Here is a 14996-nt window from a genome sequence, read left to right on the forward strand (position 1 = left end):
CCGAAGGTGGAATAAGACTAAATAACGGCTATTTACTTAAAGGATTGAACTAACAGATATTGATAAGCGGTGGAATGACGGTTCACTAAAACAAACCGAGGCTCATGCCTCGGTTTTCGGTACGACTAAAAATAACTGACAAGGGTTAACCAAAATCGACTTACACTAAAACGAGTTACACTAAAACGATTTACATAATGTCGATTTGAATAAGGTCGATTTACAAAAGTCGCCTTACAAAGCCCTCTTACAAAAGATCAGTCTTCCGTTTTAACGGCTTTCTCAACCACGGCAATACCCAGTTCAGCTAACTGCTGCGGATTGGCAAAACCAGGCGCGTTAGTTAACGGACAAGCTGCAGTGGTGGTTTTCGGGAACGCCATCACATCGCGGATTGAGCTAGCGCCCGTCATCAGCATGATGATGCGGTCTAAACCAAACGCTAAACCTGCATGTGGCGGTGTGCCGTAACGCAGCGCTTCTAACAGGAAGCCGAATTTCTCTTTAGCTTCATCGTCAGTAATACCCAGAATACGGAATACCGCAGACTGCATTTCTTGGTTGTGGATACGCACTGAACCACCGCCTAATTCGCAGCCGTTTAATACCATATCGTAAGCATCAGAAACGCGATTTGCTGGGTTAGCTTCAAGTTCAGCTGCCGTTACGCCGCGCGGTGCGGTGAACGGATGGTGAACCGCGTGGAAGTTGCCGTTGATTTTCTCAAACATTGGGAAGTCAACTACCCAAAGTGGACGCCATTCACCTTGCAATAAGCTGAAATCTTCGCCCGCTTTAAGACGCAGTGCGCCCATAGATTCGGCAACCACTGTCGCTTGGTCAGCACCAAACAGGATAATGTCACCAGTTTGCGCGCCAGTGCGGCTCACGATTTCATTGACTATGCTTTCGTTTAAGAATTTTAGCACAGGTGATTGAATGCCTTCTAAGCCAAGGCTTAGGTCATTAATCTTCATCCACGCTAAGCCTTTAGCACCATAGATGCCAACAAATTTAGTGTAATCATCGATTCGCTTACGAGACAGCGCAGCGCCGCCCGGAATACGCAGTGCAGCAACACGGCCTTCTTCATCGTTCGCAGGACCAGAGAATACCGCAAATTCGACTTCTTTGAGTAAATCGGCAATGTCCACCAGCTCTAATGGGTTACGTAAATCTGGCTTATCTGAACCGAAACGACGCATCGCTTCGTTGTAGGTCATGCGCGGGAACTCGCCGAGATCGACGTTCAGCATTTCAAGGAACAGACCACGCATCATCTCTTCGGTTTTCGCCATCACTTGCTCAGAGCTCATGAAAGATGTTTCGATATCGATTTGGGTGAATTCTGGCTGACGGTCGGCACGTAAGTCTTCATCACGGAAGCATTTTACGATTTGATAGTAACGATCAAAGCCTGACATCATCAGCAACTGTTTAAACAACTGTGGTGATTGTGGCAAGGCAAAGAACTGACCTTTATAAGTACGGCTTGGTACTAAATAATCGCGGGCACCTTCTGGGGTTGCCTTGGTCAGGATCGGTGTTTCTATGTCTAAGAAACCGTTTGAGTCGAGGAAACGACGCACAGAACTGGTCACTTTAGCGCGGAAAATTAATCGCTGCGCCATTTCTGGACGACGTAAATCTAAGTAACGATACTTAAGACGTTGCTCTTCGCTGTTGTTCTGGTAGTTATCCATGCTCAATGGCAGTGGATCGGCAGCGTTGATAATCGTCAAGGCTTGACCTAAGACTTCAATCTCACCCGTCTTCATTTGACCATTGACTTGGCTATCAGGACGGGCACGAACTAAGCCTTTGACCTGAACGCAAAATTCGGCGCGCAGCGTGCTGGCGACATTGAACACCTCAGGTAAGTCTGGATCATAGACCACTTGGATGAGACCTTCTCTGTCTCTTAAATCTAAAAAGACAACGCCACCCAAATCACGGCTACGATTAACCCAACCTACCAAGGTAACTTCTTGTCCAACGTGAGACTTATTGACGTCTCCACAATAATGACTGCGCATCTAACTCTATCCTTTATCCGGAAACCGGTGCTTTGGAAATAATCAAAACGAGATAAAAGCGGCATTATAGTAAAATAATGCCGATTACCAAAGTACTTCACACTTAGGCGGTGAAGTATCAAACAGTTTTACGCCCTTGACTAGAGGCGAACGCACTATCTGAGCATGAGCGTTCAAAAAAACATCAAGCTGAGCGATAACAACGCCCGCCGCTACTTTTTGCTTGGTACATCAGCTGATCGGCTTTTTTCAACAAACCTATCGCTGTGTCACCATCGCGGGGGTAAATCACCACGCCGATACTAACGGCTATGCTGACACTGACGCCTTGAATAAGCAAAGGGCTCGACAGTGCCTGTAGAATATTATCAGCAACTTGGGTAACGGCATCGAGATCTTGCACACGATTTAGCAGGATAACAAACTCATCGCCGCCAAATCGCGCAACGGTATCTGATCCACGGATAACCTTGGTTAACTTTTGGGCGACCAGTACCAGTAATTCATCGCCAATGGGATGACCGTGTTGGTCATTGATTTGTTTAAACCCATCGAGATCGATGAATAACAAAGCGAAATGTGCCTGTTCTCTGCGATGAGATAGCAAAGCTTGGGTTAGTCTGTCATCAAGTAAGGCACGATTGGGCAACTGAGTTAAAGCATCATGATTAGCCACATGCAGCAAACGTTTTTCAGCCACCAATCGCTGGGTGATCTCACGATTTAAACGACGATTCACTAACAGCACAGCCACCATCACTAAACACAAGATTATCACGCCAAACACGATATAACGCAGCCATTGCAGATATTTAGCACTCTCTGTCGCCACAGAAAATGACACCCAGCGCGTATATATTTTTTGCTGATGTTGAGCATCAACCAAAGCCAAAGCTTTGTTAATCAACGGCACCAGCGGCGCAAATTGAGGATAAACACCAATATGACTGTGTTGATCGGCGAGATCACTGAGCAGCGACATTTTCAGTGTCGGATAGTGGCTGGTTTTAAGCTCAGAAGCTAAAGTCACCACTTTATCGATAAACACATCCGCATTGCCATTCGTCACGGCCGCTAATCCGGCCTGCGTATTTGGCACCATGACTAACTTGAGCGAAGGCTCCAGACTCATCAATTGCGCCACCAAATGATATCCCTCAACCACAGCCACCCTTTGACCTGCGAGCTGAGCAATATTAAAAACCGAGACTTGTTCCAGTTGCGACACTAAGGCCCACGGCGATGGCCAATAGGCTTCACTAAACGCTAAACGCTGCTGGCGCTCCGCCGTTTGCGCGACACTGCCGGCTAAACTCACCTCGCCCTTTTGCAACGCCTCGATTAACGAATGCCAATCATCAAAGGCAACGGGCGTGAGCTTAAGTTTGAGTTGTTCCTTGAGCAATTTGACGATATCGCTATTGATCCCCGCAAACTCACCCTGTTCATCCATAAACTCCATCGGTGGCCATTGTTTTAGATAACCGACTTTGAGCTCGCCTACGCTTTCCACATAGGCCTGCTCAGCGGGGCTTAAGCTGACATGACGCTCAGCTTGGGTAAAAACATGATCTTTAGGATTGAGCATCCATTTATGTTCAATCTCGGCAAATTCTTGATTGCTAATACTGTTAAACCCATTGGCTATCCTCTGTGTAAGGCCAGCATCATCGCTACGGGTCAGCACATAAATGTTGGTGCTAAATTCGAGATCAGGATACTGGCTAAAGTCAGACCAGCCTTTATTGAGCAATAAATAATGGGATGTCCATGCACCCGCGGCGATAAAACCGACAACTTCTCCAGACCTCGCCCCCGCCACCATGGCATCCATACTGTCGTAATAACGCAGTGACACTTGGGGTAATGCTTTACGCAAATCCACCAAATAAGGCGCTGTCGGCACCACACCAATACGCTTACCTTTTAAGCAGTCTAAATCGGTTAACTGTTGCTGATAGAGAAAGAGTCGACTCTTCACTGTATATAAATGCCAAGCCTGAGTAAGGCCCGTTTTAACATCATCACTTTCAGGATAACCTATATGGGCATCGGCGAGACCACGACGAACATCGTCCACGCTGGAGTTCATATCACCAGAAATAAAATCAACGGCAATACCCGTTTTCTCAGACCACAGTTGCCACATGTCCACATACAAACCATGGGGTAAACCATCGACCCCTAAGTCCACAAAAGGCTCGGCGCCCAGTTGCATCGAAATAACAATCCCAGCTTGTTGACGTTGATAGCCAAGCCAACGTCGCTCCGTTTGCTGAATAAAGTGCGCATCAAGCGCAGTGAAACCTTTATTGATTTTATCGACTAATGCAAGATTGCCCTTTTGAACTGCGGGTACAAACTGCATCGCCTTAATTTGAAGGCGGGCAGTATTGGGAAAGTTTGCGGCAATCTCTTGGGATGAGTCGGGATCTTTCAAATAGCCTTCTAACCCCGCAAAGACTACGATCTCGCCCGCGGCGACCCCAGCCAATAATTTCTCACGACTTTCGTAGCGTTTAAACACAAGCTGCGGTTCGATACGGTGTAATTCCGCTTCATGGGATGAAGCCGCTACCACACCAATTTGAAAGGGGATCAGTTCTTTGATGGATTTTTTGCCCTGCAAGGATTTATGCAAATACAAAAAAGTGCCCACATCCGCAATGGGCACTGCAAAATCAAATTCTTGCTCTCGCTCTGGGGTTTTCCCCATGCCGATATGCACTTGCGCCTTACCTTGCCGCAGTTGATCAAGGGACTCGTGCCAGTGGCGCGCCACAAAAACGACTTGGGTATGGCTTTGTTTAGTCCACTCTTTCCATAAATCAACCAGTAATCCAGTCGGCTCGCCATCGTTGTCGACATATTGATAGGGAAAGCTATCCTCACCCATAACGATGATTAATGGCTCAGAGGACAACGGACTTGCCTGCCCCGTTATGCTCAAAAAACAGCTGCACAAGATCACAATTAAGTGGATCACAAACTTCAAGTTGAGCCCTTAGTACTTGATGTACATGTAACGATTTTGTTATCTATTAAGTATTAGACAAAAATTTATCGCAAATTACTAGCATGAGACTTGCTGCTAATCGCTCTGATTCGTTAAAATGCACAGTTGAATTCCCATGAAAAATCTCAGATGAACGTTTCTCAAGACACTATCTACGCTCAAGCGAGCGAGCATATTAGCGATTTCCAGTTTGATAACCGTGTAGCAGGCGTCTTCAGTGACATGATCCGCCGCTCAGTGCCTGGATATACGCAAATTATCAATACCATAGGCGATTTTGCAGATCGTTTCGTCATGCCAAATACTCAAATTTACGATTTGGGTTGCTCACTCGGTGCCGCGACCTTAAGTATTCGTCGCCAAATCCAAGGCCGCCAATGTCGCATTATTGCTGTAGATAACAGTGAATCTATGGTCGCACGCTGCCAAGAGAACCTGAATGCCTATGTCAGCGATACGGATGTCGATCTGGTTTGCGGTGATATTCGCGATATCGATATTCAAAATGCGTCATTGGTGGTACTCAACTTTACCTTGCAGTTTTTACCGCCAGAAGACAGAGAAACCCTGATAGCCAAGATTTATCAGGGTCTTAATCCCGGCGGACTTTTAGTGCTGTCTGAAAAAATTCGCTTCGAAGATGCTCCTATCCAAACCTTATTGGAAGAGCAACATTTGGACTTTAAACGCGCTAATGGTTACAGCGAACTTGAGATCAGCCAAAAACGCAGTGCGCTGGAAAATGTCATGAAGCCCGACACCTTAACCACGCATCAACAACGACTCACCCGCCAAGGCTTTAGTCACTTTAGTCTCTGGTTCCAATGCTTTAACTTTGCTTCTATGGTGGCCATCAAGTGATCAGCTTTAGCTCGTTTTACCAACAAATCGCCGATTCGAATCTACAGCACTGGCTCGAAACCCTGCCGAGCATTTTAGGCAAGTGGCAACGGGAACATAAACACGGCAACCTGCCAAAGTGGGAAAAAGTGCTCAACAAGCTGCACTATCAAGCACCCGACCAAGTGGATTTTGTTGATAGCGTGACCGTCGGTAGCGGCGAGCAACTTAGCCCAGGCGAAAAAGAGAAGCTTGAAAACCTGCTGCGTTTGTTTATGCCATGGCGTAAAGGCCCCTTCCACATTCATGGCATCCACATCGATACCGAATGGCGCAGTGACTGGAAATGGGACCGCGTTAAGCAACATATTTCGCCGCTGAAAAACCGCACTGTGCTCGATGTCGGTTGCGGCAGTGGTTATCACATGTGGCGCATGTTGGGCTCAGGTGCCAAACGTGTCGTCGGTATCGACCCTTCGCCGTTGTTTTTATGTCAGTTTGAAGCCGTCAAACGTTTAGCGGGCACACATCACCCTGTACACCTGTTACCATTGGGTATTGAAGAGCTGCCACCGCTCGATGCATTTGACACGGTTTTCTCCATGGGTGTTTTGTATCACAGACGTTCGCCTATCGATCACTTGTTACAGCTGCGTGATCAATTGCGCACCGGTGGTGAGCTCGTGCTAGAAACCTTGGTGATAGATGGCGACGAAAATGCCGTACTCGTGCCTCAAGATAGATATGGCAAAATGAATAATGTATGGTTCATTCCGTCCGTTGCCGCGCTCATGCTATGGTTAAAAAAGTGTGATTTCACTGATATCCGTTGTGTCGATACCGATGTCACTGCCCTTGCCGAGCAACGCCGTACCGACTGGATGCCCAACGAATCACTGGTTGAATACCTAGATCCTAACGACATCACCAAAACGGTTGAAGGTTATCCTGCGCCCAAACGCGCCACGATTATCGCGGTGAAAAATCAGCCTAATCAGGATTTAAACTAACCTTTTCAGTCTGAAGTAAGCGAATATCAGTCATTACGTCCTCAGGGTTTGAGTTGGTGATGGCTGATATCAAAAGCAGAAAGAACACCATTCCTCTAGTACATCTGGAATCTGTAGTTGTTCAGCAGCTCAGTGTAACTCCTTCCTTGAATAGCAATACATTTGCGACTCCCACCCTTATCGTTGACATCCAGAACAGAACAGGGTTTCATGCATAACAATGACTTGAAGCTAACTCAATTGGATACTAAGTCAAAGTTAACTCATTCCATCACAGATGCAGAACACATTACCCATGTTAAAACCCACTTTACTGGTTAGCCTGTTTGGCTTGAGCCTTTATGTTACGAATGCCGCCTATGCGGCGCCAAGCCCTGTTCCCCTTTTAGTTGAACAATGCCTGCGTTTGCCAAGTATTGATCTCGCGACTGTGTTCGCCAATGCGCGTTTAACTGCGTCTGAATTAACCTTGGCCCAGCGCGCGCTTATTTTTGAGCAACAGATGTTAGGGCTTAATAATATCAACGACAGGCTCAACTATTACCGTGGGTTTAACTTACCGAGTGAGGAACGCGAGGGTCTACTGCAATGCCAGCTACACCTCGCCGACACCCTATCGCAACTTCTCAGCCAAACTGAATTGAGCCAACTCGCCTACGCCTTAGCCCAAGGCAATGCAGAACAAATACTGCTGAGCCAACAGCTTAAACAGTTACTACAACAGCATTGGAGCGCCGAGGAAAAAGCGAAATTACATACAGCGCAAGCCAGCATAGGCCAAGGGTTAGGCAGCCAGCAATTTAATCTTGCCTTCAATGACAGCCAATGCCAACCCGAAGCGACTCAGCAGCAACATCATCTGCATAAAAAAGGTGATAAAAGTGATGAGCCGAAGCCCGACAATTCAAAGCAGAGCGACTTTTCTGGCACTATCGTCAGTTACTTACTGACGCAGGAAAACGCCGTATGTCGCCAAAATGTATGGCAGGCCTACCAAGTCAGAGCCAGTGAAACCAATCAAACGGCATTAGAGCGAATTGCTGAGCAGCGCCAACAAGCCGCCACTGCTGCAGGCTTTACCGATTACAGCGCATTAGTGCTTAGTTCGCAGCAGTTATCGTCCCCTGAATTAGTCAAAGCTTTTCTTGATAGCCAAACCCAAGATCTGCAAGTGGCTCCCTGGGATATTGGACGAACCCTGTCACAACAAGCATCAGCCAAGGGGCCGACATGGCAAACTTCTGACGTCTTGAGTCGCAGCTTTACTTATCTGCAAGTGTTTGGTTTGCAGTTTGAGACCATAGAAACCGCTAAGGTCGATAAAATACCTGCCGATCCCAATCGGCCACATATCGTCAGGGTCTACCACCAGCAAAGATTGTTAGGTGAAATCTATGTGGCGTATAACCCAAATCCACAGCAAGGTAGTCAACAGCAGACATTGCGTCAAAGTGTACTCGGCCAGCAATTTGGACAACAAGCATTGGATCTCAAACCACAGCTGAGTAACTACAAAGACATTGAGCAATTAACCGAATCCATCGCAGAGGCTGTCACTTCCCTTGCTAAAGCGAGTCATTTCTACCTCAACAATGCCATGGGACAGAGTCAAGATAGCTATTTTGTGGCGAGCCTCTGGTTAGCTGAAGTGCTACGCCATCAACTATTTCCGCAATTTGAGCACACCTATTTACAGGAGCGTGAAACACTGGCTAAAGCTTATTCGAAGCAGCTTAAAGTCTTTCGCGCTAAGGTTGCAGTCAACTTTTACCAAAACTCAAGTGCACAAGTCTACCCCGATCTCGGTGCGGAGTTTAATGCGAGCTTTGGTCAAGACTGGCCACAAACACAGGATTATCCTTATAGCTTCAATGCTATCGCCAACGAAGGACCGCTCTACTACCAATCACTCTGGCAAGCATCGCTAGCCAGGCTGATAGATCAATCCACATTCAACTGCCGAGACAAACTCAAATTATTCAATGTATTAGTCATCAATGAAGACGCTTTAAGCTTCAGTGACCAATTAAAAGTGGTCATTGGCGCCCCCGTTAATAGTGCTGCACTGATCCAAAGAATTTCAAATAGCGCCGCTTCAGAACATGCTGACAATTCCAACAATCAAGCTTTCGACGCAACAGGTTCTTGTGCGTTTTAAGTGTGAATGCTTAGGATGTGTTTGTGACTCGCTCGGGCGCAAACACTGAAAATCGTCATGATTAGCCTCTCTATCACCTTAATAACTTAGCGCGACATAACTATCTATATGTCGTGAGAATGACTGACTCTATGATATTTAATTGAAAAAGTCGTAAGAAGTGGCCACTATAAGCCTCAATCTATCGTTTTTTTGAGATTATAATGACTCGAGCTAAATCTACCTTAGAACAATGGCGTATTTTGCAAGCGGTGGTCGATTTTGGCGGCTATGCCCAAGCGGCCGAAAAACTCAACAAGAGTCAATCGTCACTTAACCATGCCGTTGCCAAATTACAGCATCAGTTAGGTATCGAGCTACTCGAAGTCAAAGGCCGTAAAGCCTATCTCACCCCGCAGGGCGAAGTGCTGCTGCGCCGCTCACGGCATGTCACCCAAGCCGTCAATGAGTTAGAACAACTTGCGAGTAATCTCGAACAAGGGTGGGAGCCGACACTCACGATTGCCCGTGAAATTATCTATCCGATGGAAAGCTTAGTGTGCGCCCTCAATGCGTTTCTGCCCCATAGTCGTGGCACTCGAATCATCATGCTGGACTCAGTGATCACCGGCACTCAAGAGCTCATTCAGCAGAGTAAAGTCGATATTGCTATCTGTGCAGGGGTGCCGCCTAAAGGGTATTTATCCGAACCCTTATGTGAACAAGAACTCTACCTCGTCTGTCATCCAAATCACCCACTCGCTGACTTAGGCACAATTGAAGACGATAAACTACTGGCACAATATTTACAGTTAGTGATCAAAGATACCGGCGTGCAATCCAATATCGACATAGGCTGGCTCAAAGCTGAGCAGCGCTGGACAGTCTCTAACTTCCATGAAGCTAAAGTCATTTTAAATCAAGGTATTGGTTTCTGTTGGATCCCCTCTTTCTTAGTCCAAGAAGAATTGGCTTCGGGTAATCTAGTACGTTTACACCTTGAGGGCAGCCAAAAACGTCGCATCATGTTGAGCTTAGTTATCCCTAATAGGGATCAACAAGGGCCTGCATCAAAACTGCTTGCTTCCTTGATTTTAAAACAGCATGGAATTGAAACGACGAATAGTCATTAACAGCAAGATACAAAAAGAGTTATCAATTCGAGTGAGCAAAACGATAAGTGCTAACTGCTGATTAAATGCTTAGTTCTTAGTGGCGCTGAGAAGTTGTTTCGAAAAAGATAATGAAAAGCGAATCATGGAAAAAGTTAAAGCTTAAAACCTAATCTTACACACTAAAGTCGACATAGCGCGCTTGTTGATAACCCAAGTATTGCGGCTGAATAAATCCTGTCTCCTGCAAGAGGTCATCTACCACATATAACTTGCTCTGCAAAGACACATTCGAATTCGCGCTAGCACTGATATTTGAAGACTGCTCATTTACATCGTTTGCGGACAAAACATCCGTAGATTGCAAATTGCTAAGCAGATCATTTGAAGATGCCAGATAAGAAGGCTGAATATTGGCTTGCGACGTCATATCGACACGAGCTGAAGGTCCAGCACTGGCTTGTGCAACCGCGACATAATAACGGCTTGCAGCACTATCGGATCTTGAGATAAAACCCGTCGCTAAATCCGCTGAAGTTGAAGCTTCTCCAAATGCTAAAGTTGCGGTCGGTGGCTCAATCGTTTCCACTGTGGTCGATGTAGTGACTGAGTCACTGATATCAGAAGAGGTTTTCGAACCAGTATCAATGACTCTCGTGTTGACCGTTTGCGCCTCGATCGCTTGTTTTAGCTTATCAAGCGCAGTAGAGGCGGGGGTGAATACAGCCTCTTGGGGCTGAGCAATATTACCGGACTCATCAACGTCTCCCGTCACTACAGGTGTATGTTTTTCTAACGGTGGCAACTCTTTGATTTGTGCATCTGCGTCTATTAATGTTTGAGCCGTTTGCAAGTCAACAATTTGTTTTTGTCGCTCCTCTGCCAGCATCACCTTAGCTTCATTCATTTTTTGCAAGGCTTCCGCGGCAACACGGATATCCGCTGATGACGGGTCAACAGGAGCCATTGCTGCGGCATAAACTTGCTTCATTTTGTTTATCGTTGCAAGCGGGTCGCCTCCCACTGGAGAGACATCAATCTGCACTTCGCCATCGGTGGCGTAACGTTGGCCATCAGCACCCTTTTCATACTTAAAACTCGGGCTCTGAGCGTATTGTCCTCCGACGGTTGCGTGGGCATGCTCATGGGCTTTAACCTCTGAATCTCGAGTTTTAAGTTCATCGACTTGCTGTTGCTGTTGAGCCTGCGCTTTTTCTTGGGCTTGTATCTCTTGTTCCTGAGCCTGCTGAACCAGTGATTGCTGCTTTGCCTCTTCCGCTGCTGCTATTTGCTGTTTCCGCGATTCTTCTTCCTGTACTTGCTTTTCAAGCTGATTATCATTTGGGGCAAAGACAGCAGCTAAGACTTGTTGACTATCATCTGGGTTAGACGCTGTCGCAGGAGCATCTACAGGACCAGCTTGAGCCTGAGCTTCACCGAAAACTTGAGTAAATTGCTCTAACACAGTCGGTTGAGCAACATCACTGCTAGCGGATTGATCTACGGCTTGCGCAGAGTTTGACTGGCCAACAGGCCCTGCACTCGTTGCTACACTCTTATTTACAGCACTCTTATTTACAGAACTGTTGATTGCAGAATCGGACGTAGTGGGATCAACTAACGCAGTTCCAGTAAAGACAGTTTGTGGTCCAAACACAGTAGCTAAATCAGGCATTATTGGAGAAACATCACCCGTGCTTGATGGATTGAAAGCAGGAATATCAGTACCACTCGTACCAATTGATGGACTCAGAGGCGTAAAAATATCAACGGGAATATTGCTCGTTACACTGAGATTTGGACTTATTGTAGCCAAGGAATTTACCCCAAGTCCGCTGTTACTCGTACCCGCGACAGGCGAAAATATCTGAGTAGAAATAGGTGTCGTAATCTGTCCCCCGCGTATACCAGAAATGGATCTTGGTCCTGTTAACAAACTAAAACTCGCATCGGCATGTAAGCTCGCTCGATCATTTAACGTATTTACCTGAGGATTGCTCCTTGGCGTTGGTACGGAAAAAGGATCGATCTTGGGTGCTTGGCTTGCACCATTCAGTACAGGAAGTACAGGTGCTGCAGTTGATGAAACAGCACTAGAAGCAGCAAAAGACACATTCGGTGATGAGTGGAGAGATTGGGAAACGTTAGCAGCTAATGAAGTAATAGGCGTGGCTTGAACTGGAGCAAATGAAGTTCCAGTAACCTGTAGTTCATGGACACCACTCGCTTCAATTTTTGCGGAGCCTGCAGTGTGAGCGCTGGCTCCTTGATAAGTGCTATTAGCGTGACTCTGGCTTTGACTCTGGCTTAGATTCGAGCTGAGCATCTTATCATGTGCCGAAAATGAAGAGGATGGCGCTCCAACCTTAGGTGATAGCGCCACAACCGACATGATATTTACACCTTAATATTAATGATCGAACCTATCGTTTCAGAATCAGTTTCAATCACTTCTGTTGACGCTTCCCCTTGTCTTAATGACTCATTAGCGTTAAGTAATGCCGAGGTTTTATCAGGCTGCGCAACATCTCTTGTAGATTCAGCCGGAGCCGCACTTTGAGTCGGTGTAGGTTTAGCCACATCTATTGTTGCTTGAGTGAGCCCAGATTGAGCACTTTGCAAGCCTTGCAGACCGGATGAATAAGCAGATTGGATTTGCATAACGGTATTCCTGCACGCTGTGATTAATGGGTCAATTATTGACCAATTACCTGCAAAAGTACAGGTTTTATCCGCATTCTCACCATTTATTTACGGTCTTATTTATCCTGTGATCCAATTGGCTTCCCAATCCTTAAATACGGGATTAAAACCCTGCCGTTGCATCTGTTCGATGACTTGCTCGACGCTGCGATCATCGCTTATCTCAAATTGATCGAGTTGACTGTCGGGTGCTTGATAGCCGCCCGGTTGTGTCGAACTACCCGCACTGATTTGAGTAATTCCAAGTGGCAAAAGATTATCCCTCAGCTCAGGGCTTTCCCTTGTCGACATACTGATATCAAGCTGATGATTAAAAAGTCTAAATGCACAAATCATTTGCACTAAACCTAAATCCGATAGCATAACTTTTGGGGTGATCCCGCCAGTACAAGGCCTTAACCTTGGCAGCGAAATACTAAAGCGAGTGCGCCAATAGCGACGCTCTAAATAGTCAATATGATATCCCATCATTAACGCATCTAAACGCCAATCATCCAGCCCCAGTAACACCCCAAGACCAATTTTATCGACCCCCGCCGCCGCAACTCTATCCGGTGTTGCTAAGCGATAGGCAAAATCCATTTTTTTACCTCGGGAATGGTGACGAGCATAAGTCTCGGGCTGATAGGTCTCCTGATAAATCATCACAGCATCTAAACCTAGCGCGACTAACTGGCGATAATAGTCCTCACTCATGGGTTGGACCTCCATCGCCAAATGGCTAAATTGCTGCTTTACCAATGGCAAAATCTGCTTGAAGTAATCGATACCAACCTTAGTTTCATGCTCACCCGACACCAGTAAAATAGAATCGAAGCCCCTATCTTTGATAATGGCTATTTCAGCCATCAACTCTTGTTCATTCAAGGTCTTGCGTTTGAGTTTGTTACTCATGCTAAAGCCACAGTAATCACACTCATTAGCGCACAGATTCGAGACGTATAGCGGTAAATACATGCCCAGATTCGCGCCAAATCGCTGCCGCGTAAGCGCCGCTGAACGTTGTGCCATGGTTTCGATATAAGGCTCTGCCGCAGGTGATAACAAAGCCAGTAAGTTGCGCAAATCCCCTGCCGGACTCACTAACGCCCGCTCGACATCTTGGGCTGTGCAAGAATACAAATCGAGTAACAGTTTATCCCGTGGAATGTTGGCAAATTCAGCTACAAAATTCATTGGTTTAAAAATCCCGTCAGAGGACTGGTCTGTACCGCGCCCGTTTGTACTCGGCCAAGCCCAGCTTCAAAGGCTCGCCGACCGCATTGCACTGCCTCCTTAAAGCACTCGGCCATCACTATCGGCGACGCGCTGCTGGCGATTGCGGTGTTAACGAGCACCGCATCGGCGCCCAGCTCCATTGCTCGCGCAGCCTGTGAAGGCGCGCCAATGCCGGCATCGATCACCACTGGCACCCGCGCCTGCTCTATGATGATTTTTAAAAAGCTTTCAGTGACTAAACCTTGATTACTGCCAATCGGACTCGCCAGTGGCATAACAGCAGCGCAGCCCACTTCTTCCAAACGACGGCACAGCACAGGATCGGCATGCACATAGGGCATCACGATAAAACCTTTATCACAGAGAATCTTGGCCGCTGCTAAGGTTTCAATTGCATCGGGCATCAGGTACTTAGGATCGGGGTGGATTTCGAGCTTAATCCAATGAGTTCCCAGCATTTCACGGGCAAGCTCTGCCGCAAACACCGCTTCCTTGGCGTTTCTCGCCCCCGAAGTGTTAGGCAATAGCCGGACACCCGCTTGACGTAACGGCGTGAGTAAATCATCAAACCCCATTTTAAAATCAATTCTTTTCATCGCGACTGTCACTAACTGCGATTTTGAAGCCGTTATCGCCTCAAGCATCACTTGGCTATTGCTGAATTTTCCCGTTCCGGTAAATAACCGTGATTCAAACTCCACATCGGCAATCGTTAACATATTAGCCTCCCGCCACTGCTGAAAAAAGTTCTAATTTATCTTCATGTTGGCAGAGAATAGATTGCCAGCGGTTGCGCGGAACCACCTCTGCATTCAACACGATAGCAACTGAGTCGAGGGCAATATCTTGCGCGAGGATCACAGCCGCGAGCGAAGTCGGTTCAGTCAACGACTGTGGGATATTATTTATGTGAATTAAAATCAT

11 protein-coding genes are annotated in these 14996 nt (G+C 46.7%); 4 read left to right on the forward strand and 7 right to left on the reverse strand.

The window, feature by feature from the left end; translation table 11 throughout:
* Positions 1-257: 257 nt before the first annotated feature.
* Positions 258-2036, reverse strand: a complete 1779-nt coding sequence (aspS, locus tag L5M71_RS10810; protein WP_263206727.1) for an aspartate--tRNA ligase — start codon at positions 2034-2036, stop codon at positions 258-260.
* 184 nt (positions 2037-2220) lie between these two features.
* Positions 2221-5031 (reverse strand): transporter substrate-binding domain-containing protein, encoded by a 2811-nt coding sequence (locus L5M71_RS10815; RefSeq protein ID WP_263206729.1) that lies wholly within the window; start codon positions 5029-5031, stop codon positions 2221-2223.
* Positions 5032-5181: 150 nt separating this feature from the next.
* Between L5M71_RS10815 and cmoA the strand changes: the two genes are divergently transcribed.
* The 4 genes from cmoA (at position 5182) to L5M71_RS10835 (ending at position 10172) form a co-directional block, all read left to right on the forward strand.
* Positions 5182-5913 (forward strand): carboxy-S-adenosyl-L-methionine synthase CmoA, encoded by a 732-nt coding sequence (gene cmoA, locus L5M71_RS10820; protein ID WP_173496873.1) that lies wholly within the window; start codon positions 5182-5184, stop codon positions 5911-5913.
* The gene (gene cmoB, locus L5M71_RS10825) at positions 5910-6902 is read left to right on the forward strand and encodes a tRNA 5-methoxyuridine(34)/uridine 5-oxyacetic acid(34) synthase CmoB (protein ID WP_173496872.1); all 993 of its coding nucleotides are present in this window, start codon (positions 5910-5912) and stop codon (positions 6900-6902) included. The genes cmoA and cmoB overlap by 4 nt, the downstream gene beginning before the upstream one ends.
* A 295-nt stretch (positions 6903-7197) precedes the next feature.
* Complete coding sequence (locus L5M71_RS10830; protein WP_263206732.1) at positions 7198-9060, forward strand: M3 family metallopeptidase; 1863 nt, start codon at positions 7198-7200, stop codon at positions 9058-9060.
* 203 nt (positions 9061-9263) lie between these two features.
* Positions 9264-10172 (forward strand): LysR family transcriptional regulator, encoded by a 909-nt coding sequence (locus tag L5M71_RS10835; RefSeq protein ID WP_028759846.1) that lies wholly within the window; start codon positions 9264-9266, stop codon positions 10170-10172.
* A gap of 154 nt (positions 10173-10326) precedes the next feature.
* Here the strand turns inward: L5M71_RS10835 and L5M71_RS10840 are convergent, their stop codons facing one another.
* The 5 genes from L5M71_RS10840 to thiS all read right to left on the reverse strand — a co-directional run bounded on the left by L5M71_RS10840 (position 10327) and on the right by thiS (position 14996).
* A complete protein-coding gene (locus tag L5M71_RS10840; RefSeq protein ID WP_263206734.1) occupies positions 10327-12543 on the reverse strand; it encodes a putative metalloprotease CJM1_0395 family protein in 2217 nt (738 codons plus the stop codon).
* A 5-nt stretch (positions 12544-12548) separates the two neighbouring features.
* Positions 12549-12812, reverse strand: a complete 264-nt coding sequence (locus L5M71_RS10845) for a chemotaxis protein (protein ID WP_131524079.1) — start codon at positions 12810-12812, stop codon at positions 12549-12551.
* Between the two features lie 102 nt (positions 12813-12914).
* Positions 12915-14030: a 2-iminoacetate synthase ThiH gene (gene thiH, locus L5M71_RS10850; protein ID WP_131524080.1), complete on the reverse strand. Its 1116-nt coding sequence runs from the start codon at positions 14028-14030 to the stop codon at positions 12915-12917.
* Positions 14027-14791, reverse strand: a complete 765-nt coding sequence (locus L5M71_RS10855) for a thiazole synthase (protein WP_263161357.1) — start codon at positions 14789-14791, stop codon at positions 14027-14029. The genes thiH and L5M71_RS10855 overlap by 4 nt, the downstream gene beginning before the upstream one ends.
* A gap of 1 nt (position 14792) precedes the next feature.
* The gene (gene thiS / locus L5M71_RS10860) at positions 14793-14996 is read right to left on the reverse strand and encodes a sulfur carrier protein ThiS (RefSeq protein WP_263138807.1); all 204 of its coding nucleotides are present in this window, start codon (positions 14994-14996) and stop codon (positions 14793-14795) included.

This window comes from Shewanella sp. SW1 (genome assembly GCF_025653545.1).
GTDB classification, from domain to species: Bacteria; Pseudomonadota; Gammaproteobacteria; order Enterobacterales; family Shewanellaceae; genus Shewanella; species Shewanella oncorhynchi.

Bases quoted from the DNA above. Each gene is read 5' to 3' on its own strand.
- aspS (WP_263206727.1), bottom strand. From the start codon at position 2,036: ATGCGCAGTCATTATTGTGGAGACGTCAATAAGTCTCACGTTGGACAA.
- cmoA (WP_173496873.1), top strand. From the start codon at position 5,182: ATGAACGTTTCTCAAGACACTATCTACGCTCAAGCGAGCGAGCATATT.
- L5M71_RS10830 (WP_263206732.1), top strand. From the start codon at position 7,198: ATGTTAAAACCCACTTTACTGGTTAGCCTGTTTGGCTTGAGCCTTTAT.
- L5M71_RS10835 (WP_028759846.1), top strand. From the start codon at position 9,264: ATGACTCGAGCTAAATCTACCTTAGAACAATGGCGTATTTTGCAAGCG.
- L5M71_RS10840 (WP_263206734.1), bottom strand. From the start codon at position 12,543: ATGTCGGTTGTGGCGCTATCACCTAAGGTTGGAGCGCCATCCTCTTCA.
- L5M71_RS10845 (WP_131524079.1), bottom strand. From the start codon at position 12,812: ATGCAAATCCAATCTGCTTATTCATCCGGTCTGCAAGGCTTGCAAAGT.
- thiH (WP_131524080.1), bottom strand. From the start codon at position 14,030: ATGAATTTTGTAGCTGAATTTGCCAACATTCCACGGGATAAACTGTTA.
- L5M71_RS10855 (WP_263161357.1), bottom strand. From the start codon at position 14,791: ATGTTAACGATTGCCGATGTGGAGTTTGAATCACGGTTATTTACCGGA.
- thiS (WP_263138807.1), bottom strand. From the start codon at position 14,996: ATGATTTTAATTCACATAAATAATATCCCACAGTCGTTGACTGAACCG.